The sequence below is a fragment of the Flavobacterium sp. ENC genome (genome assembly GCF_020991415.1).
Classification (GTDB): domain Bacteria; phylum Bacteroidota; class Bacteroidia; order Flavobacteriales; family Flavobacteriaceae; genus Flavobacterium.
The window spans coordinates 135200-157814 of sequence record NZ_JAJMOY010000006.1 but is presented as its reverse complement, the minus strand read 5'-3'; the positions used below and the strand labels follow the sequence as shown (position 1 = coordinate 157814).

The window sequence follows — 22615 nt, the reverse complement described above, 5'->3', positions numbered from 1 at the left end:
CCTGAAAGGGCGATACTTTATATGTATCGCCCTTTTTTCATGGAAGGTTTCACAGAGATTCGCGAAATGGCGCGGAGATTCACAAAGTTTCTATTCCGTTTTTTAAAACAGCTTTGAATAAATCACGCAAAGGCGCAAAAACGCAAAGTTTTAAGCTTATTCCTCAAACCCCAATTGTCAACCTGAGCAAAGCCGAAGGCTTATGAAAACACAAATAAATAAACAAGTGGAGCAATTTTAGAAAAATCCCGCAAAGGCAAAAGGCGCAAAGCTTAAAGATTATTCCTCAAACCCCAATTGTCACCCTGAGCGAAGTCGAAGGCTTATGAAAACAAAAAATAAACAAACAAGTGGGAGCAATTTTAGAAAAATCACGCAAAGGCGCAAAAACGTAAAGCTTTAAGCTTATTCCTCAAACCCCAATTGTTACCCTGAGCGAAGTCGAAGGCTTATGAAAACAAAAATAATCCCGCAAAAGACACAAAGTTTTTATTCTCAATGTTTGTCATTTCGACGAAGGAGAAATCTTCGCAAGTGGCTCGACAAAGATTGGATTCTCGTTGCGGAGTTACCTAGTAAAGTTTTTTCTATCATATAAGTGATAAAAGAAAATGTAAGTTTTATCCTTTTTTAAGGTTCAAAAGGTTCAATAGCCTCCAACTTTAGCTGAAGGGATTTTGTATGGCGTGAATCAGGGCCTTAGCCAAATGCGCGTATTTTGGCTAAAGCCTTTTTACTACTTCGTTATAAACCTCCAGCTAAAGCAGGAGGCTATTAAAAAATGATACTGTTTAAAATGATTTTCTTAAACATTTTATATAAGAGTCGCAAAGTTTTAAGCTTATTCCTCAAGCCACAATTATCACCCTGAGCGAAGTCGAAGGCTTATGAAAACAGAAAATAAATAAACAAATGGAGCAATTTTAGAAAAATCACGCAAAGGCGCAAAGTCGCAAAGTTTTAAGCTTATTTCTCAAACCCCAATTGTCACCCTGAGCGAAGTCGAAGGATTATGAAAACAGAAATAATCCCGCAAAGACACAAAGTTTTTATTCTCAATGTTTGTCATTTCGACGAAGGAGAAATCTTCGCAAGTGGCTCGACAAAGATTGGATTCTCGTTTCGGAGATACTAGTAATTTTTTTTTCTACCAGATAAGTGATAAAAGAAAATTTAAGTTTTATCCTTTTTTAAGTTTCAAAAGGTTCAATAGCCTCCAACTTTAGCTGAAGGGATTTTGTATGTTGTGAATCAGGGCTTTAGCCAAATGCGCGTATTTTGGCTAAAGCCTTTTTACTACTTCGTTATAAACCTCCAGCTAAAGCAGGAGGCTATTAAAAAATTGATACTGTTTAAAATGATTTTCTAAACATTTATTTAGTAGCTATTTCTTGCGCTGCATTCAATAATAAAAAACAAATATATAATTTGCCAAAAAACCTCGACCATATTAAAGATCGAGGTTTCTCATTTTAAAAATAATACCAAAGAAAAAACCTTATTCAGCCTCCAGATAAGGATTTAAAATTTCGGCTAATTCATTCAGCCAGTAAAAGTTGTTTTCAATTCCGTTTTGGCGAGTTTCCTTTTCCCGCATCACACCTAAGGCGAGTGTATAATTTACCTGTCGGATTACCTTAGCCATATCCTTCGGTGCTATGGTGTGGTGAAAAAAATCAATTAGCCTTGCTTCAGCTTCTTTTGAAAAAGTGTTTGTACTCATATCTTCCATTTTTAGTGAATATAAAAGCTGTTTCCAGGCAATTTTAATATTAACCCTTTGATGAAAATGTGACAAATTTTTTCTTTTTATTATTTTGTCACAGCTTCAAAAGTTAGCATTTGGAATAAAGTAGTAATCGTTAGCTATCCACAAAGACTTCTTCTCTTCAATCTTTTTCATAACTTCGCTTTAACTCTAGTGATGTACTATCTTTACTTAAAAATCAAAACCAAATGATCAGAATTGAATTTGAAGAGCCTAATGTAGAAGTTTGCAATTGCTGCAATAATGAGATTATTAGACTCACTCGATTTGTTTTTAAAGATGAAGATGCATTTGCTGTTTATTATTTAAAATTTACGAAAGGGCATAATGATAAATTTGTAACCGGAATAATTAGTATTGGTGACTGGGGAACAGATTATCCTAAAAATAGATTTGCATTTCCATTTAGAATCTGGACCAATGATAATAATTATGAGGTAGGTTTAATGGATAAAGATGAATCAGAGTGGCAGCAAGATTTACTTGGAATTATTTTAGACAGGAAAGATGCGTTAAATCATCCTTGGATCAAGGAAGTATTCCACATTACAGATCATATTGTAGATGAAGATAAAGTGTTGATTGAATATTTTAATGAATAAAGCACAAATTATAAAAATTGTGTACTCAATTAAATAAACTACCTTCACCAAAAACACCAAATGAACAAAGGCGGGCCGATTATTATTATAGAAGACGATTTAGATGATCAGGAAATTTTAACTGATATTTTTACAGAGCTTAATTATAAAAATGAAATCATCTTTTTTGCTGAAGGCGAAAAAGCTTTAGAGTACCTGACCTCTACAGATATTGAGCCTTTTATTATTTTCTCTGATATCAATATGCCCAAGTTAAGCGGTATGGAATTACGGGAAAAAATTCATGAAAATGAAGATTTAAGACTGAAATCAATTCCGTATTTATTTTTTTCTACGAGTGCAGAACAAAAGCATGTTATTGATGCTTATTCAAAATCTATTCAGGGATTTTTTGTTAAACCTTCGGACTATAAAGAGATAAAGCAAACCATCAAAACAATTGTAAGTTACTGGGAAATGTGTGTGTCACCAAACTATGTTAAGTAGATAAACTTCTTTTGTAACTTTTTAATCAATAAACATTCCTTAAAAATCATATTGAGGACATGAATTTGTGCCGAAATTTACATTTCAATTGCTTGTCCTCAAAATATTATTTTTTATACAAACTCCTATTTATAAGGCTTTCCAAGCTTTCTCATCTCACTCTATACCACAATAAGAAAATATTATAATGAAATTATATGATAATCAGAAAAACTGCCATACATTTGCCTAACGGTGTTAAACAATTTAATACTTAATCAAAATGGCAAGTAAAGATCGTATTTTAAGACAAAAAGAAGAGACAAGAACTAACATTCTTGAGGCTGCTTACGCTATCGTCAAAGAAGAAGGATGGCAGGGTCTGAGTATGAGAAAGATTGCTGACAAGATTGAATACACTGCTCCTATCATCTATGAATACTTTTCGAATAAGGAAGCAATTTTAAATGAACTAACAGGAAAAGGTTTTATTAAGTTAGCAAAAGAACTGCAGGAAGCCCAGGATAAATTTGAAAAACCGGAAGAACAGTTAGAAGCCATGTGGATGGCGTATTGGGATTTCGCCTTTACAGATACCGAAATGTATCAGGTAATGTTTGGGGTACAAATGAACTGTTGTTCCCAACAATGCTCGGCTCAGGAAAGACCATATAAATTATTTACTTCCGTTATTGCTGAAATTATGAAAGACAGCAATCCAAGTGAAGAAATCATCAAACAAAAGTATTTTACTTTCTTTTCTGTTATTCATGGTTTAATTGCCATTAACATCATTAACAAAAGTGATATCATGGCAACTATCAATGCACAAATCTTAAAAGATGCCATTAGTGGTATCATAAAATCAATACAATAAAAAAAATTTCATTTTTACTTAACAGTGATAAATGATTTAATAGGTAATTTAGCAAACTATTTTTTTACTACTTTACTTAACAGTGTTAGAAAATTTAATAGAGTAATATAGGGCTTTTTTTCTGCATTACTTAACAGTGATAAATAATTTAATACCTATTATGAAATAGATTTAGCAAGCAAAGAATATATGGAATTTAACACCAACTTACTTAACGATGTTAGAAAATTTAATAACCTTAGAAATGAATTCAGATAATACCCAAAATAAATTTTTAAAAAACGAGAATGTCCAACAAATTAAAACCAATATTAAAATGAAAAACGTAATTATAACCAGCTTTATCCTGGCACTGGTACTGAGTAGTTGTGCTGATAAATCCCAGGCACCAGCTGCTGCACCTGCACCGCTTTTACCTGTTTCGGTAATCACAAGTGCTAACACAACTACTGATGCTGAATATCCTGCTGCTATACAAGGAACTGTAGATGTAGAAATCCGTCCACAGGTAAGTGGAAACTTAGACCGCGTCCTGGTAGATGAAGGAGCTTATGTTTCTAAAGGTCAGACTTTATTCAAAATAAACGAACGTCCTTTCCGTGAGCAGTTAAACAATGCTTTGGCCAGCCTTCACGCTTATGAAGCTGCTTTGATCAACGCTCAGTTAGAAGTAGATAAATTGACTCCTTTAGTACAAAACAAAGTAGTTTCCGACTATCAGCTGAAAACGGCAAAAGCATCTCAGAAAATTGCCGCTGCCAACATCGAGCAGGCAAAAGCAATGGTAGCATCAGCTAAAATCAATTTAGGTTATACGAATGTTACAGCTCCTGTAAGCGGTTACATTGGAAGATTGCCTAAAAAACAAGGAAGCCTCGTTTCTGCCACAGATGTTGAAGCTTTAACAACGCTTTCTGATGTACATGAAGTTTTTGCTTACTTCTCTTTAAGTGAAACAGATTTCATCAACTTTAAATCGCAATATGCCGGAAACAGCATTGGAGATAAAATCAAAAAATTACCTCCGGTTTCTTTAATATTAGCCGATAACAATGCCTACCCGCAAACCGGAAAAATTGATATGGTGGATGGTCAGTTTGATAAAACTACCGGTGCTATTACCTTAAGAGCTACTTTCCCAAATGCAAACGGAACTTTACGTTCTGGAAATACGGGTAAAATTAGATTAGGACTTCAGCATGACGATGCTATCTTGGTTCCGCAGTCGGCTACGATTGAAATGCAGGATAAAGTTTTCGTCTTTACTGTAGGAACTGACAATAAAGTAACCAAAATGCCAATTACCGTAATCGGTAAAAGCGGTACCAACTATCTTATTAAGGATGGTGTAAAATCGGGTGACCAGATTGTATTGAGCGGTATCGACAAACTTCAGGAAGGTCAGTTGATTCAGCCTGAGAAATCTGCCAAGGTTGCACAAATAACTAACAAAAAATAATTTTTACGAAAATGTTCAAAATATTTATACAAAGACCCGTACTGGCAACCGTTATCTCCATTTTACTGGTGATCCTGGGAGTACTTGGACTTACAAAGTTGCCTTTACAACAGTTTCCTGATATTGCGCCGCCATCAGTTTTGGTAACGGCGGTTTATCCGGGAGCGAATGCAGAAACGGTTTTACGTTCTGTAGCCCCTTCTCTGGAAGAATCTATAAACGGGGTTGAAAACATGACATACATGAGTTCAACAGCCAGTAATGACGGTACTTTAGCAATTACAGTTTTCTTCAAACTGGGTACAGATGCCGATCAGGCTGCTGTAAACGTTCAGAACAGGGTTGCACAGGCTACCAGCCAGCTGCCTTCAGAGGTGGTACAGCAAGGTGTCATCACGGCCAAACAACAAAACAGTTTTATTATGGCAATCGGTATGTATACCGAAGACGAAGCCAAATACGACCAGACTTTTGTTGCCAATTATGCACAAATTAATATTATTCCTGAAATCAAACGTATTCCGGGTGTAGGTTCGGCTGCTATTTTTGGTGGTACTAAAGATTACTCCATGCGTGTCTGGTTAAACCCTACACAAATGTCGACTCATAATGTTACGCCAAATGAAGTGATGGCCGCTATTCAGGACAAAAGTTTAGAGGCTGCTCCGGGTAAATTTGGAGAAAGAAGTAAAGAAGTTTTCGAATACGTTATTAAATACAAAGGAAAATTAACGAAACCGGAAGATTACCAAAACATTGCCATTCGTTCGAATGCTGATGGTTCGGTGCTTCGCCTGAAAGATGTGGCGCGAGTAGAACTTGGTGCTTACTCGTACAACAGTTTAACACGTCTTAATGGTAAAAAAGGAGTTGTAATTGGTATTATCCAATTGGCAGGTTCGAACTCTAATGATATTCAGGTTGCGATCAACAAATTGATGGTTAAAGCCTCAAAAGATTTTCCTTCGGGAATAAAACACAATATTTTCTATAGTACAAAAGTTTCTTTGGATCAGTCTATTGAGCAGGTGGAGCATACTTTGATTGAAGCTTTTATCTTGGTATTTATTGTGGTATTTATTTTCCTTCAGGACTTTAGATCGACATTAATCCCGGCGATTGCTGTTCCGGTAGCAATTTTAGGAACGTTCTTTTTCATGCAGTTATTCGGATTCTCGATTAACCTTCTGACACTTTTTGCTTTAATCCTGGCGATTGGTATTGTGGTCGATGATGCTATTGTGGTCGTCGAGGCCGTGCATGCTAAAATGGAGCATAAACATCTGTCTCCAAAAGCAGCAACTCATGAAGCAATGCACGAAATTACGGGTGCTATTATCTCGATTACGCTGGTAATGGCTGCTGTATTCCTGCCGGTAGGTTTTATGGAAGGTTCGACCGGTGTATTCTACCGCCAGTTCGCTTTCACAATGGCCATTGCAATTGTAATTTCAGCTGTAAATGCCCTTACATTAAGCCCTGCCCTTGCCGCTTTATTCTTAAAAGATAATCATGCGGCACACGACGGAGAAACTCCATATGTTAAACAAGGATTCAAAGAAAAATTCTTTACGGGATTTAACAACAGTTTCAATGCTTTAACCAACCGTTATGTGGGTGGATTAAAATTCTTAATCCGTAACAAATGGGTGAGTTTAGGAGGTTTGGCTTTAATTACTTTCGCTACAGTTGTAATGGTTAAAACAACTCCTGCCGGATTTATTCCGACAGAAGATCAGGGATTTATTGCGATTGCGGTGAATACGCCTTCAGGAACATCACTTGATGGAACCCAGAAAGTAATGACGCAGGCAGAAAATACGTTAAGAGGTCTTGATGCTTCAAGATTTGTAACGGCAATATCCGGTTTCAACTTATTGACGAATTCTACAAGTCCTTCTTCAGCAGTTGTTTTCGTATTGCTGAAACCAAATGAAGAACGTGGGGATATCAAAAATATCGACGAAATCATGAATCAGGTTCGTGGCAAATTAGGCGCGATTTCAGGAGGAAGTTTCTTCGTATTCAGTTTCCCAACCGTACCGGGTTTTAGTAATGTTGAAGCTTTGGATTTAGTACTACAGGATAAAACCGGCGGTAAACTGGATAAGTTTAGCGGAATTTCACAAACGTTCATTGGAGAATTAATGAAACGTCCGGAAATTGCTGTAGCCTTTACCAGTTTCAAAGCTGATTATCCACAATTACAATTGGATATCAACGATGAGAAAGCCGATCAGTTAGGCGTAAAAGTCAAAGATATACTTCAGACGATGCAGGCTTATTTTGGTAGTGCACAAGCCTCCGACTTTAACCGATTTGGTAAATATTACCGAGTGGTAGTTCAGGCAGATATTGCCGACAGAGCAGATCCGTCCGCTATTGACCGTGTATTTGTCAAAAACAAAAACGGAGAAATGGTTCCGATCAATACTTTGGTAAAACTAACCCGTATTTACGGTTCGGAAACCGCTTCAAGATATAACCTGTTCAACTCCATTTCAATCAATGCGATTCCAAAACCGGGATTTAGTTCGGGAGATGCCATCAAAGCGATTGAAGAAGTGGCAGCACAGCAATTACCTGCAGGGTACAGTTATGAGTTCTCAGGACAAACCCGTGAAGAAATTTCTTCCGGAGGGCAATCGGCAACCATTTTCTTATTGTGTCTGATATTCATCTATTTCTTACTTGCTGCACAATATGAAAGTTACATTTTGCCTCTGGCCGTAATCTTATCCATTCCTGCAGGTATTTTTGGAGTATTCGTAGCGATTGGTTTAACCGGAATCGAAAATAACATTTACGTACAGGTTGCACTGGTAATGCTTATCGGACTGCTCGCCAAGAATGCGATTCTGATCGTCGAGTTCGCGGTACAAAAAAGAAAATCAGGTCAGGCATTGGTCAAAGCTTCCATAGATGCCGCCAAACTGCGTTTACGTCCGATTATCATGACATCATTAGCTTTCGTTGTTGGATTGATTCCGATGATGAGTGCCAAAGGCCCATCGGCTCAGGGTAACCACTCAATTAGTATTGGTGCCGCCGGAGGTATGATTTCGGGAGTAATTCTGGGCTTGTTTATCATCCCTGTTTTATTCATCGTATTCCAGTATTTACAAGAAAAAGTTACCGGAAAACCGATAGCTGTAATTCATAACGAAGAAAAATAAAAAATGGAAAATTATATAACGACAATACTGGTGACCATTATTACGGGCATCGCTTACATATCCTATAAAATTTCAAGAGATCTTGACACCAGAAAAGATACTTGTAAAGAAATTTAATGACAACATATAAAATGAAAAAGTATATAACCAAAATCGTGATGGTCGCTTTCCTGATCGTTACAGTAATATCCTGTAAGGTTTCGAAGGATATTGAAACTCCAAAAGATGCATTTCCTGAAAATTTCAGGAGTGCATCGGTTTCAAACGACACAACAAGTATCGGCGATGTGGAGTGGAAAAATTTCTTTACGGAAAAAGATATTATCGAATTAATCGATAGTGCAGTGACCCGAAATAATGATTTACAAATCGCTGTTAAAAACATCGAAATTGCACAGTACAGATTCACACAATCGAAATGGAACAATGTTCCTCAGGTAAATTTATCCGTAACAGCAAGTACCAGTAATCCGTCTGACAATAGTTTTACAGGAAAAAACCTGAGTCAGGCTTTAGGACAGAAACACATTGACGATTATTCTGCCGGAGCGACACTTTCCTGGGAAGCTGATATCTGGGGTAAAATCCGTAGTCAGAAAAAAGGGGCTTTCGCCAGTTACCTGCAATCGGAAGAAGTAAAAAAAGCATTGCAGACTACTATTGTAGCCAATGTTTCTAAAGGATATTACAATCTTTTGATGCTGGATGCGCAATTGGAAATCGCTAAGAAAAATGTACAATTGAATGACAGTACCACAAACATCATCAAATTAAAATACGATGCCGGACAGGTTACTTCATTGGCCATTCAACAATCAGAGGCACAGAAGTTAATTGCAGCGCAACTGGTTCCTCTATTGGAACAAAATATTGCGATTCAGGAAAATGCTTTAAGTGTATTGACAGGATCTTTTCCGAATGCTAAAAGAAGAAGTATTCTTTTAAGTTCAATTGAAGTAAAAAACAATACCGCAATCGGAATTCCGTCTTCACTAGTAAGCAGAAGACCAGATGTAAAAAGTGCCGAATTAGCTTTAAAAATAGCCAATGCCAATGTTGGAATTACAAAAGCCGACTTGTATCCATCCCTTAAGATTACGGCTCAGGGCGGCGTGAATTCTTTCGAAACCAGTAACTGGTTCAACATTCCGGCTTCTTTATTCGGAACTGTTGCAGGAGGTTTAACCCAGCCTTTACTCAATAACAAAAGAGTAAGAACACAATACAATATTGCAAAAGCCGAAAGAGAAAAAGCGGTTTTGAGTTTCAGACAAGCTGTTCTGGTAGCTGTCAGCGAAGTATCTGATGCTTTGGTGAAAGTGGAGAAACTGGAACAACAAAAAACTTTTCTTGAGGAACGTGTCAAAACATTACAGCTGGCCATCAAAAATTCGAATCTGTTATTCAAAAACGGAATGGCCGAATATTTGGAAGTCATCACGGCACAGGCTAATTTATTGCAAAGTGAATTAGAACTGGCTAACTTAAAAAGAGAACAATTAGCTGCCAATACCGAGTTATATCGCGCATTGGGCGGAGGTTGGAGATAATACCCGTTTTTTAATTATTTATTTGAGTGACGCTGCAGGATTTCGGTTCTGCAGCGTTTTTTTTTTGCTGTTGACAGGGCACGCGGATGACGGGTCTTCGACTTCGCTCAGACTGACAATCGAAACTTCAATTAAATACGTTTTTTCAACACAATTTTGTCATCCTGAGGAACGAAGGATCACAACAGAAACGCTGCAATCAAAATCTCGTGTGTCATCCTGAGCGAAGTCGAAGGAACGGTGGTTACTCCATTGCGGGTCTTCGACTTCGCTCAGACTGACAATCGAAGCTCAACTAAATACGTTTTTTCAACACAATCTTGTCATCCTGAGGAACGAAGGATCACAACTGAAACGCTGCAATCAAAATCACGTGTGTCATCCTGAGCGAAGTCGAAGGAACGGTGGTTACTCACATTGCGGGTCTTCGACTTCGCTCAGACTGACAATCGAAACTTCAATTAAATACGGTTTTTCAACACAATTTTGTCATCCTGAGGAACGAAGGATCACATCAGAAACGCTGCAATCAAAATCACGTGTGTCATCCTGAGCGAAGTCGAAGGAACGGTGGTTACTCACATTGCGGGTTTTCGACTTCGCTCAGACTGACAATCGAAGCCCAACTAAATATTATTTCTTTATTTTTGATACGTAAAAAAACTTCTTCAAATGTCAATCGACCAAAATAAACACCTTCAAAACTTAAAAACAGAATTTAACAGCTACGCTCCTGTCTCTGATAAATCCTGGAAATTGATTGAAAACATCATAGCATTTCAGTCAGTCAAAAAAGGAGAATTACTTTTAAGAAATGGTCAAATAGCCAAAGAACTTTATTTTATCTGCAAAGGCATTTTACGGGCTTATATTACCGACAAAGAAGGAAACATTTACAACAAAAATATTTTTACTGAAGGTTCGTTTGCAGGCTCTAAAGCTTCATCCTTACAGCAAATCCCTTCGGATTTTTCGATAGAAGCCCTTGAAGATGCGGTTCTTATCCGAATTGATTACCAAAAATACCGCGAACTGATTTTTCAACAGGACGATCTTAAAAATTTCTATATCGCTTATCTGGAAAAAAACTGGGTGATCGAAAAAGAACAAAGGGAAATCTCTTTAGTTATGGAAAATGCCACTGAAAGATATCTTCAGTTTCTCTCTAAGCATCCCGATATTTCGAACCGGATTCCCCTGCTCCATATCGCTTCGCATTTAGGGATCACGCCAACCCAATTAAGCCGGATCCGAAAAAGTCTGGAAAAAGATTTCTAATCAACATATGTAAAGGTTTTAGACAAAAACGAAACTTACCTTTACGCTATAATTTATTACGAAATGAAAAATAGCACTCTGATCCGCGAGAATATTGATAACCTGACCGGTTTATGGAAAACGGTTGGAACTCCTTTTGAATCCTATCATAAAAATGAAAATTTAGAATACTGCCAAATCGAAAATTCAGGCTGGCCCAACAAGTTATGGTTTCGTACCGATATTTCAGAAAGCGATGCCGAAAATGCAATCGAAATTATGCAGGAGAATCCAGGTCTGGTCCTTCCCTATTTTGATATCCATCACAGCAACTCAGATAAAATTCTGGAAGACAAAGGACTGACGGTCAAAACAGAACAAGTGGCCATGGTTTTGAAACTAGATCAAAAATTTAGCTACGAGTCCAATTTAGTTTTCAAAAGGGTTACTACTAAAGACGACGCCGAAATCTGGGCAGATTTATATCCGAACGCTTTTGGTTATGTCATTAGTAAAGAAATTCTGGTTGAAAATTACCATCAGGTTCAATTTTATTTATTTTCACTGGATAAGCAACCCATAGGAACCTGCATGTTATTTCAAACCGGAAACACTATTGGAATTCACGGTGTCGGAGTAATTCCGGAAATGAGACGAAAAGGTTTTGCCGAAGAAATTATGAAATTTGCCCTTAATCTTTCCATCGATCTTAAAGCCGAGTATGCTTTACTGCAGGCTTCCGCAATGGGGAAAGACATTTATACGCGATTGGGCTTTGAAGATTTGTTTGTCATCAAAAATTATATTTTTTAATTAAATTCCAAACTTTAGAAAAAATTCCAAATTTTAAATTCCAAATTCCAAGTCAGCGCCCCGAACCTTTGAACCTTTGAACCTTTGAACCTTTGCAACTTCAAAAAAAATTCCAGGTTACAAATTCCAAATTCCAACTCAGCGCCCCCCGAACCTTTGAACCTTTGCAACTCTGAACCTTTGCCTCTTCAAAAAAAATTCCAGGTTACAAATTCCAAATTCCAACTCAGCGCCCCAGAACCTTTGAACCTTTGCAACTCTGAACCTTTGCACCTTCAAAAAAAAATCCAGATTACAAATTCCAACTCAGCGCCCCCGAACCTCTGAACCTTTGAAACTCTGAACCTTTGCACCTTCAAAAAAAACTGTCTTAAATGCCCCTAAAATAGTCGCAAATACGTATTCGAAAAAAGAATAACAATAGTAGATTTGTATTAAATATTTAACTTAACTATTTAAAAAACAAACCAATGAAGAAAGCAAAAATTATTTTCTGGATTACCACTATTATTATTTTTCTATTTGAAGGCGTGATGCCGGCTCTTACTTCCCAGTCCGAACTGGCAAAAGAAGGGATCAGGCACTTAGGCTATCCGGAATATTTCGGTAATGCTTTGGTGGTTTTTAAAGTACTGGGTGTTTTGGCGCTGGTTATTCCGCAAGTGCCAAACAGAATCAAGGAATGGGCATATGCCGGTTTTACTTTTGACTTTTTATTTGCCTCCATAAGCCATTTTGCAGTAGACGGATTTGGATTTCAGTCGTTTTTCCCATTAATCATTCTGGTTATCCTGCTGATTTCTTATTTCTACTATCATAAAATTGAGCGACATAAAAATATCGCGTTATAAACTTCCAGACAATGATCGAAGTTTTTAAAACAAATGTTCAGGAAACGGAGCAGTCAAAAATGATTGTGATGAAGCTTCTTGAACATTTTCCAAACAGCGTCATTAATTTTGACCTTGAAGATTGCGATAAAATTTTGAGAATTCATGCAGTCTCTATTTCAAACAAAAGAATAATTGAAGTTCTTAACTCGTATGGATATCAATGTGAAGTATTGTTATAACTTACCAAATCGTGCTTTTAAACACTCATTTAAAACGTTACCTGTTGTTAATCCTTAATGCTATAACTATGAAATTACCTGTCGGCCATCAGACCATAATGCCTTATTTAATTTTAGAGGGCGCATTACAATTTATAGATTTTACCAAAAATGTTTTTAAGGCCGAAACATCCGGTCAGCAATCGCTTCGGGACGACGGAACTGTAATGCATGCCGAAATACGTATTGACGGAAGTACTATGATGGTTACAGACGCCTCTGAGGACTGGAAAAAACAAACGGCAAACTTATTTGTATACGTACCGGATGCCGATGCAACTTTTGAAAAAGCAGTACAAGCCGGTGCAACAGTTCTTATGCCGCCAGGTGATCAGGATTATGGCAGAGCCTGTGGGGTAACGGATCCGTTTGGTAATGTCTGGTGGATTACAGCTGTAAAAAAATAATTTCTAAATCAGAAAAAAATGAAAACAGAAATTCAAAAAGATATAATCGAAACCTTCAAAGAGCTAAACCATAAACTTGGTTCTTTTTCTGAAACAGAATTAAATACGATCCCTTTTGAAGGAAGCTGGACGGCCGGGCAAGTCATACAGCACTTGATTATGGGATGTTCCGGATTTCCGGAAATGTGTGCAGGAAAAACTGAGAAAACCTCCAGAAAGCCAGACGAAAAGATAAAAGAGATAGAAACGCTTTTCTTTAATTATGACATAAAAATGAAATCCCCGGAATACATTATTCCACCGGATATAACATACAACAAAAATTCACTGACCCTATCCTTATTAAAAATAGAAAAAGAATTATTGACTGTTTCCGAAAAGTATGATTTAACCTTAACCGCTCTGGACTCTGAAGTTCCCGGATTTGGCAAATTCACCCTGTACGAATGGGTAAGCTTTGCGCTCATTCATATCAAAAGACATTTAAGTCAGCTGCAGGAAATTTCGAAGATGGTGATAGCATGAGGGGGAGTTTAGTCTCAGTCGCAGTTTTCAGTCACAGTCACAGTTTTCGGTAAAATTATCCCATTATCAAATTATCTAATTATCTAATTCTCCCATTTTACAAAAAATTAAAAGCGTCGTAAGTAAAACTCACGACGCTTTTAATTTATAAGGTTAATGAATTATCACTAAACTTTTGTTCTTCCGCTTATTAATGAGATAACGAATAACACTAAAAATATGAAGAATAAAACTTTTGCAATACTAGCTGCTCCGGCGGCAATTCCACCAAAGCCAAATATTCCGGCTATTATAGCAAGAATAATAAAAATGACTGTCCAACGTAACATATGATTTGTTTTTTTAGTTTATAAAATGACTTATGAGGTCTGATTTGTTATATCAAATTTCATTTTAAAAAACAGCTTCGTTTAACTCAATCCGTTTTTTTTTTATCGCAATCAACTATTAAACACAATAATTCTTAAAATTCGGCAGGATTATCAGAATTTCTCTTTTTGCCTTACAGAATTCCCATGTAAACGCTTTAGAGTTAATTTTTTAGTGGATTGGATTAATCGTGGCTTTGGCTTAGTTTTAATTTTAATCATTATTAAATTAAAAGCCACAAAAATGGAATTGGCTATAAAACAATACGTTAAATGCAACAGCTGTTTTAAAACCGATGCCAAGAATGGGGTGCCTCTGAACCTTTAAAGATTTATTAAACGAATTAAAAAATAATCCCAATGAAAGCAATATCAACTAAATCAAAAATAGTTTTTCTATCTACTTTCCCACCAACACAATGTGGAATAGCTACTTATACGCAGGATACAATCAAAGGAATTACCGATGTTTTTGGTAAATCGGTTACTTGTGAAATTTGTGAACTGGTCGACAAACCAAATACAAAATCAAAACAGGCCTTTACCTTAAACACAAAAAACAGAGAAGAATATACTTCAGTTGCTCAGAAAATAAACAAGGACGACAGTGTAAAACTAGTTCATATCCAGCATGAGTTTGGCTTGTTCGGAGGAAATTACGGAGATCATCTGCTGGATTTTCTTAACGAGATCAAAAAACCCGTGACTTATACTTTTCACAGTGTGATCCCGAATCCAAATGATGAATTGAAAACTTTCGTAAAACTGCTTTTGAACTACAGCAATTCTGTTTTTGTAATGACCAACCAATCTGAAGAAATACTGATCAGAGATTACGGCATTGCAAAAGATATCATTACTTGTGTGCCTCACGGAACTCACGTAGTTGTTTACGAACCTCCTTATATAGCAAAAGAAAAATTCAACATTCAGGACAGACTGGTACTGTCTACTTTTGGTCTTTTGGGTGAAGGAAAGAATATTGAAACAGGCTTAAAAGCATTACCTAAAATTATAGAAAACACGCCAAATGCGCTTTACCTAATCATTGGAAAAACGCATCCTAATAATGTTATTAACGGAGTGGATACCTACAGAAACAAGTTAGAGGAAATGGTAGCCGATTTAAACTTACAGGATCATGTGAGATTTATAAACGAATACCTGGATACAGACCAGCTTTTAGAGTACCTGAAAGCAACTGACATTTATATGTTTACCTCTAAAGATCCTAACCAGGCCGTAAGCGGAACATTTTCGTACGCCATGAGCTGTGCCTGTCCGATTGTAGCATCAAAAATTCCGCATACCAAAGAGGTACTGACTTCTGACTCCGGAATTTTGGTTGACATTGGAGATGAAGATCAATTTGCTGAAGCAGCCATTAAATTACTTTCGGATGAAAATCTAAGAGAAGAAATGGGGAAAAGCTCCTTCAGAAAAACCAGAGCCTCTTCGTGGGAAAATGTAGGGATCATCCACATGAATACCTATAAAAAACTGATGGATAAAACGTATGAAATTAAATACAGCTATCCTTCCATTCAATTGGCTCACGTCAAAAAAATGACTACGGAGCTGGGAATGATTCAGTTCAGCAAAATTTCTGTTCCTGATCTTTCTTCAGGTTATACACTGGATGATAATGCGCGCGCACTTGTGGCACTTTGTATGCATTACAAACTAACCGAAGACAAGGACGATTTACCATACATCTTAATTTACCTGGATTTCATCGAGCGTTGTCAGAAACCAAAAGGTAATTTCATCAATTATGTAGATGAGAACAACAGAGAACATGTGGAGCAAAATGCCGAGGTAAATCTGGAAGATTCTAACACACGTGCCATTTGGGCATTGGGTACAGTGGTTTCACATTCCGATATTCTGCCGGAATCCATTACCAAGAAAGCTTCAAAATGTTTATTAAATTCCTTAAAATGGGCCGAAACTATTCAGTCGCCACGTTCGATTGGTTTTGCGACAAAAGGATTGTATTTATATCACAGCACCGTTCCGAATTTATATGTTGCCGCCATTATCAATAAATTGAATGCAAAACTGCTTTCCAATTATGAACTTTGCGCTACAAAAGACTGGAAATGGTTTGAAAATTATCTGACTTACGGTAACGGAATCCTTCCGGAATCAATGTTATACGCTTATTTAGTGACTAACAAACCGATTTACAAAAAAGTGGCGTTGGAATCTCTTGATTTCCTATCCTCTAAAATGTTTTTCGACGACAGTTTCAGGGTAATTTCAAACAATGGTTGGTATCACAAAGGGTCAGAACCGGAACAATACGGAGAACAGCCAATTGATGTATCGTACACGATCCAGACTTTGAATTCATTTTATAATGCATTCAAAACTCCGGAGTACAAACAACAGATGAAAACGGCTTTTAACTGGTTCTTAGGAAAAAATCACCTCAACCAGATTATGTACAACCCGATTAGCGGAGGCGGATATGATGGTCTTGAAAAAGAAAATGTAAACCTGAATCAGGGTGCCGAATCAACGGTTTGTTTTCTGACTGCCCGATTAATCATGGAAAATCTTAAGTTATCGGACAGTAAAGTAATCCCGTTAATGAAGGCGAAAACGAATATTGCCATTAACTCCTAAAATATATTTAACTACACTTTTAACCAGATCAACAGATTAGCTGTTATTACGCTTAAAATCCCTTTTATACAAAGGGATTTTTTGTTTTTGGAAAGTTTTTTGAGGCAACGCAGACTTATTAGAATTATTGTACTGTTATGTTAATTATATAAACATCGCAAAAAGTTGTGTAAGAATTTTTCTTAACTAATAAGGTAATTTTATTGCTAATAATAAAGGAAAATACAGATATGTTAAAATATTAATTTTCAAAAATTTAACTAACTAAAACAGTAGTATTTTGATTCTCACTTTAAAAAATACATTCGAAGAGATAGGTAATGCAACACTGTTTGCAAAGCAGTTTTTTAAGGAAGTTTTTGTACCTCCTTACGAGGCAAAACAATTCGTGAAGCAATGCTATATTATCGGATATAAATCATTACCGCTGGTTGCCATAACCGGTTTTATTATGGGCCTGGTGCTTACCCTGCAATCAAGACCGACTCTGGTAAAATTCGGAGCCGAATCCTGGCTGCCGGGAATGGTTGCACTTTCGCTGATCCGTGAAATTGCTCCTGTAATTACAGCCTTAATCTGTGCCGGTAAAATATCGTCCGGGATTGGTGCAGAATTAGGTTCCATGAAAGTAACCGAGCAAATTGATGCAATGGAAGTTTCAGCCATTAATCCATACAATTATCTTGTGGTAACCCGCATTTTAGCCTGTACTTTAATGGTTCCGATATTGGTCTTTTTTGCGGATGCCATCGGAATTGTTGGCGGATACATTGGTATTAACATTCACGGTGATGTAAATTTTTACCGTTATCTGACACAAATTCTTCAGTCACTGGAATTCCTGGATTTATTTCCGGCCACTATTAAGACCTTTTTCTTTGGCTTTTTTATTGGAATGATTGGCTGTTATAAAGGGTTTAATGCTTCCAACGGAACAGAAAGTGTTGGAAAAGCAGCAAATTCTGCCGTGGTAACTGCTTCACTGGCCATTTTTATAATTGATATGGTAGCTGTTCAAATAACCGACTTATTTTTTTAGCGATGATTAAGGAAGAGAAAAATACAGAGAAAAAACCAAAGGCAAAAAGTAAAACTCCCATCATAGAGATCAAAAATTTGCACAAAACATTTGGCAAAAATAATAAAATTTTAAAAGGGGTAAATCTTACCGTAAATCAGGGCGAAGACCTGGTAATTCTGGGGCGTTCAGGTTCAGGAAAATCGGTAACCATCAAATGTATCGTTGGTTTAATTGAACCCGATAAAGGAGAAATTAAAGTATTTGATGAAAATGTGCTCAACCTGAGTAAAAAAGACCTGAATGAAATCAGGGTAAGAATAGGCTTTTTATTTCAAAGCGGGGCATTGTACGATTCAATGTCGGTGCGCGAGAATTTAGCTTTTACGCTAAGAAAACACAAAAGGGATTTAACTCCGGAAGAAGTGGAAGCCGAAGTTGTAGAAGCATTGGATAATGTAGGCTTAAGCGATGCCATCAATAAAATGCCATCTGAATTGTCGGGCGGAATGCAAAAGAGAATTGGTCTGGCGAGGACTTTAATCCTTAAACCCGAAATTATTTTATACGATGAGCCTACAACAGGACTGGACACCATAACATCGAGAGAAATCAGTGAACTGATCTTAGATATAAAACACAAACGAAAAACCACATCAATCATTATTACACACGATATGGCCTGTGCCAAACTTACTGCCGACCGCATTATGGTTTTAAAGGACGGTGTAATACATGCTGAAGGAACATACGAAGAACTGGAAAAAAGCGAAGACGACTGGGTGCGCTCTTTTTTTGAATAAAATTTAAAAATAAAAATAGAAATCATGGATAAGCAATCTGGATATACTTGGAAATTGGGAATGTTTGTAACAGTAGGATTGTTGCTTTTTATAATGGCAATTTACTTTATCGGAAAACAAAAAAATCTTTTTGGATCAACATTTCATATCACATCACAATTTAAAACGGTCAGCGGTTTAGAAGTTGGAAATAACGTTCGTTTTTCAGGAATTAATATCGGAACCGTTGAAGAAATCAGGTTAATAAACGATTCTTCTGTTGTGGTTTCGATGGTTATAAAAGATGACGTTCGCGAATTTATTAAAACAGATGCCCGTGCCAGTATTGGTTCTGACGGTTTAATGGGCGATAAAGTCCTTACTATTTCTCCGGGAGTTAAATCTACCAAAGTCGTTGAAAATAACGGTGCAATTGCCTCTCTTAACGGAATTGAGATGCAGGATTTAATGAAAAGCGTTAAAAAAAGTGTTGATAATGCTGCCGTCATAACCGATGAACTTGCGATTTTCAGCCATAGTATGAATAATGGAAACGGAGCTTTGGCAAGATTGGTCCGTGACGATAAAATGGCCAGCAGCGTTTCCAAAACACTCTCTAATCTGGAAAGCGGAACCAAAGGTTTTAGTGAAAATATGGAAGCCGCAAAAAGCAATTTCCTGCTGAGAGGTTACTATAAGAAAAAAGAGAAACAAAAAAAGAAACAACAGGAAGAAATAAAAGAGAAAAAAGAAGAGCAACAGGAAAAAGCTGAAAAAGAAAAAGAGGAAAAACTAAAAGAACAAAAAGAGAAAGAGGAAAAACAAAAAGAAGAAGACGCTAAAAAAGCGGAAGCTCAAAAAGAGAAAAAATAATTACTTATCAAATGTTATTTGTGAATGTACCAGAACTTTACTTTTTCACGCCTTTTTAAAATTAAAACCTTCGATTTTAAATAACTCTTCATCCTGAATATGAATTTTTAAATCAATTGTACATGCCATTTTCATTCAAACATACCGCTCTTAAGTTTTTAAAAATAACAGGAATAGTAATAGCAGGAATCCTGCTGTTACTATTCCTGATTCCGCTTTTATTTCCCGGAAAAGTCGCTTCCGAAGTAAAGAAAATTGCCAATGAGCGTTTGGATACCAGGCTGGATTTTACGAAATCACGGCTTTCCTTTTTTACACATTTTCCCTCTTTAACAGTCTCCTTAGATGATTTGTCGATGACAGGCTCTGCCCCTTTTGGCAATGATACTTTATTAAAAGCCGAGCAGGTCGCTTTTGGAATCAACCTTAAAAGACTGATTTTCGACAACGAAGTAAAAATCAATAAATTATACGTATCCAAAGCCTTAATAAATGTAATGGTCAACCAAAAAGGACAGGCCAATTACAATATTTATATCGCTCCTGAAGATAAAAAAAATCAAAAGGAAGAGGCAGAAGAAGGAACTGCAATCAAACTGGAACGAATTGACTTTGAAGACTGCCACATCAAGTACAACGATCGCTCCGCCAAAATTCTGGTAGATGCCAAAGGTTTTAATTATATTGGAAAAGGAAATTTAAGCGAAGATATTTTTGATTTAAATACAGATGCAAAAATTGACAGTGTCGATTTTTATTACAACCGGACTGCTTACCTCAGAAAAAAGGAAGTCCGTGCTGATTTAATTACCCGAATCAATACACATGCACTTTCGTTTATTCTTCAGAAAAACGAATTAAAAATAAATAAACTGCCGCTACAATTTACCGGTTTGTTTACCATTTTACGAGATGGATATAAAATCAATATTAAGGCAGCATCCGAAAAAACGACCTTAAAAGATTTATTCTCTGTAATGCCCCCGGAATATTTAACGTGGATGAACGAAACCGAGATCTCGGGCAACAGTGATTTGCTTTTTACTTTTAAGGGAGATTATAACGTCGCCAAAAAGCTAAAACCGGATCTGGCTTTTAATCTTAAAATAGACAAAGGTGCCATCAATTATCAAAATGCCCCCGCTCCGCTGACGGATTTCCAGATGAACCTGAATGCCATCATGCCTTCACTTGATGTAGAAAAACTGCTCATTAATTTAAATACCCTTAAATTTAAAGTAGGCGAAAAAGATTATTTCACAGCGTACCTGCACAGCAAAGGCTTTACAGAAATGGATGTCAATGCGAGTGTAAAAGGCGCTTTGGATCTGGCTACGGTTGATGCTGCACTGGGCCTGACTTCACTTGAATTAAAAGGAATCTTAAAAACCAATATTCAGGCCAGGGGAACTTTCAGTACAACAAAAAAATTATTCCCCAAAACTATTGGCGGAATTTCACTGCGAAACGGCTGGCTTAAAACAGAATCCTATCCAAATCCGATTACCGATATCACTTTTGTGGCAAATGTGCTCAACAAGGCCGGGACATTCAAAGACCTGATCGTTTCTGTCGCCCCTGCTTCTTTTGCTTTTGAAGGAAATCCTGTGTATGTCAATGCGACACTTTCCGACTTTAGTGATTTGGCTTATAATGCTAAAATAAAAGGGGAACTGAATGTGGGACGCATTTATAAAGTCTTTTCCCGAAAAGGTGTCGATGTAACCGGCTATGCAAAAGCCGACCTGTCCTTAAAAGGAAGACAAAGTTATGCGACAAACGGACAATATGATAAATTAGACAATAAAGGAACTATAATCCTTAAAAACATTAAAGCCACCTCTGAACTTTTCCCAAAAGCTTTTTTTATCAAACAGGGAAATTTTCGTTTTCAAAATGAGAAAATGTGGTTTGAAAAATTTGATGCTTCTTATGGAAAATCAGATTTTGCCATTAACGGATATCTGCTCAATACTATTAATTACTTCCTGGAATCAAACGGAACACTGAGCGGGGATTTTAATATGAAATCCAGACTCATCAATGTCGATGAATTTATGGCGCTGGAGAAGGGAGAGAATAAGGATCGTAATATTGAAGTGGATTATGCCAAAGAAGATCATCCTAAAATGAGCGGTGTCGTTATTATTCCAAAAAACTTAAATGTCGGACTTCAAACAAATGTGGATAAAGTGGCGTACAATGGTTTAGTTCTCAACAAACTTACCGGAAAGATCGGAATCACAAAAGGGAATTTTTATTTAGAAAAAACCACTTTCAACATTATTGACTGCATTATGGGGGTTGATGCCAACTACAAGGATGAATCTCCAACCTCAGCTCATTTTGATGCTCATTTTACAGCTAAGGATTTCAGTGTTCAAAGGGCTTACAAAGAAATTCCGATGTTTCATGAGATGGTCAGTGCTGCCGAAAAAGCGCAGGGAATCATTTCTGTAGACTACAATATCAAAGGTGACCTCAACGGAAACATGGGACCTATATATGAATCACTGGAAGGTGGCGGAGTCATTACTTTACGTGATGTACAGGTAAAAGGACTGAAATTATTTGACGGGATAAGTTCCCAAACAGGCCAGAAGGGATTAAACAATCCTGATATGAAAGGCATTGAAATTAACTCAACCATTGATAATAATCTTGTTCACATTGAGCCCTTTACTTTTAATGTAGCAGGTTTCAGACCCACTATAAAAGGAACGACCAGTTTTGACGGACTACTGGATTTACGAATGCGCCTGGGACTCCCGCTTTTTGGCCTTATCGGATTTCCTATTGTCATTACCGGAACGCATGAAGAGCCGAAAATCAAGATTTTCAGTAAAACCGGACAAAAGATAAACGACGCCGTTTATGACGAAAAAAACAATAAAGTGATACGGGAAGAAAAAGTCAGTAAAAAGAAAAGCTAA

19 protein-coding genes are annotated in these 22615 nt (G+C 36.9%); 17 read left to right on the top strand and 2 right to left on the bottom strand.

Annotation, left to right across the window (positions count from 1 at the left end):
* Positions 1-1498: 1498 nt before the first annotated feature.
* The gene (locus LPB89_RS16740; protein ID WP_230702831.1) at positions 1499-1723 is read right to left on the bottom strand and encodes a hypothetical protein; all 225 of its coding nucleotides are present in this window, start codon (positions 1721-1723) and stop codon (positions 1499-1501) included.
* A gap of 233 nt (positions 1724-1956) precedes the next feature.
* Here LPB89_RS16740 and LPB89_RS16735 point away from each other — a divergent pair, with 233 nt between their 5' ends.
* The 12 genes from LPB89_RS16735 to LPB89_RS16680 all read left to right on the top strand — a co-directional run bounded on the left by LPB89_RS16735 (position 1957) and on the right by LPB89_RS16680 (position 14010).
* The gene (locus LPB89_RS16735; RefSeq protein ID WP_230702830.1) at positions 1957-2370 is read left to right on the top strand and encodes a hypothetical protein; all 414 of its coding nucleotides are present in this window, start codon (positions 1957-1959) and stop codon (positions 2368-2370) included.
* A 60-nt stretch (positions 2371-2430) separates the two neighbouring features.
* Positions 2431-2856 (top strand): response regulator, encoded by a 426-nt coding sequence (locus LPB89_RS16730; protein WP_230702829.1) that lies wholly within the window; start codon positions 2431-2433, stop codon positions 2854-2856.
* A 262-nt stretch (positions 2857-3118) separates the two neighbouring features.
* Positions 3119-3712: a TetR/AcrR family transcriptional regulator gene (locus tag LPB89_RS16725; protein WP_230702828.1), complete on the top strand. Its 594-nt coding sequence runs from the start codon at positions 3119-3121 to the stop codon at positions 3710-3712.
* A gap of 244 nt (positions 3713-3956) precedes the next feature.
* Positions 3957-5171, top strand: a complete 1215-nt coding sequence (locus tag LPB89_RS16720; RefSeq protein WP_127336675.1) for an efflux RND transporter periplasmic adaptor subunit — start codon at positions 3957-3959, stop codon at positions 5169-5171.
* A gap of 11 nt (positions 5172-5182) precedes the next feature.
* Positions 5183-8347 carry an efflux RND transporter permease subunit gene (locus LPB89_RS16715; RefSeq protein ID WP_127336676.1) on the top strand — a complete coding sequence of 1055 codons (3165 nt, stop codon included), beginning with the start codon at positions 5183-5185 and terminating at the stop codon, positions 8345-8347.
* 131 nt (positions 8348-8478) lie between these two features.
* Entirely contained in the window at positions 8479-9897 is a 1419-nt protein-coding gene (locus LPB89_RS16710; RefSeq protein ID WP_230702827.1) for a TolC family protein, read from the top strand.
* 672 nt (positions 9898-10569) lie between these two features.
* Positions 10570-11175, top strand: coding sequence for a Crp/Fnr family transcriptional regulator (locus LPB89_RS16705; protein WP_230702826.1), 606 nt, complete (start codon positions 10570-10572; stop codon positions 11173-11175).
* A gap of 63 nt (positions 11176-11238) precedes the next feature.
* The gene (locus tag LPB89_RS16700) at positions 11239-11967 is read left to right on the top strand and encodes a GNAT family N-acetyltransferase (protein WP_230702825.1); all 729 of its coding nucleotides are present in this window, start codon (positions 11239-11241) and stop codon (positions 11965-11967) included.
* Positions 11968-12437: 470 nt separating this feature from the next.
* Positions 12438-12818 carry a DoxX family protein gene (locus LPB89_RS16695; RefSeq protein WP_230702824.1) on the top strand — a complete coding sequence of 127 codons (381 nt, stop codon included), beginning with the start codon at positions 12438-12440 and terminating at the stop codon, positions 12816-12818.
* A gap of 11 nt (positions 12819-12829) precedes the next feature.
* Entirely contained in the window at positions 12830-13039 is a 210-nt protein-coding gene (locus LPB89_RS16690; protein ID WP_230702823.1) for a hypothetical protein, read from the top strand.
* Between the two features lie 68 nt (positions 13040-13107).
* Positions 13108-13485 carry a glyoxalase/bleomycin resistance/extradiol dioxygenase family protein gene (locus LPB89_RS16685; RefSeq protein ID WP_230702822.1) on the top strand — a complete coding sequence of 126 codons (378 nt, stop codon included), beginning with the start codon at positions 13108-13110 and terminating at the stop codon, positions 13483-13485.
* Positions 13486-13503: 18 nt separating this feature from the next.
* Positions 13504-14010 carry a DinB family protein gene (locus tag LPB89_RS16680; protein ID WP_230702821.1) on the top strand — a complete coding sequence of 169 codons (507 nt, stop codon included), beginning with the start codon at positions 13504-13506 and terminating at the stop codon, positions 14008-14010.
* A gap of 167 nt (positions 14011-14177) precedes the next feature.
* Here the strand turns inward: LPB89_RS16680 and LPB89_RS16675 are convergent, their stop codons facing one another.
* Positions 14178-14339: a DUF1328 family protein gene (locus LPB89_RS16675; RefSeq protein WP_047777346.1), complete on the bottom strand. Its 162-nt coding sequence runs from the start codon at positions 14337-14339 to the stop codon at positions 14178-14180.
* A 399-nt stretch (positions 14340-14738) separates the two neighbouring features.
* On the opposite strand from LPB89_RS16675, the gene LPB89_RS16670 reads away from it, so the two are divergent.
* The 5 genes from LPB89_RS16670 to LPB89_RS16650 all read left to right on the top strand — a co-directional run bounded on the left by LPB89_RS16670 (position 14739) and on the right by LPB89_RS16650 (position 22615).
* Positions 14739-17009: a glycosyltransferase gene (locus LPB89_RS16670; RefSeq protein ID WP_230702820.1), complete on the top strand. Its 2271-nt coding sequence runs from the start codon at positions 14739-14741 to the stop codon at positions 17007-17009.
* Between the two features lie 280 nt (positions 17010-17289).
* Positions 17290-18048, top strand: a complete 759-nt coding sequence (locus LPB89_RS16665) for an ABC transporter permease (RefSeq protein ID WP_127336683.1) — start codon at positions 17290-17292, stop codon at positions 18046-18048.
* A gap of 2 nt (positions 18049-18050) precedes the next feature.
* Positions 18051-18830: an ABC transporter ATP-binding protein gene (locus tag LPB89_RS16660; RefSeq protein ID WP_230702819.1), complete on the top strand. Its 780-nt coding sequence runs from the start codon at positions 18051-18053 to the stop codon at positions 18828-18830.
* Between the two features lie 24 nt (positions 18831-18854).
* Entirely contained in the window at positions 18855-19682 is an 828-nt protein-coding gene (locus LPB89_RS16655) for an MlaD family protein (protein WP_230702818.1), read from the top strand.
* Positions 19683-19804: 122 nt separating this feature from the next.
* Positions 19805-22615 (top strand): AsmA family protein, encoded by a 2811-nt coding sequence (locus LPB89_RS16650; RefSeq protein ID WP_230702817.1) that lies wholly within the window; start codon positions 19805-19807, stop codon positions 22613-22615.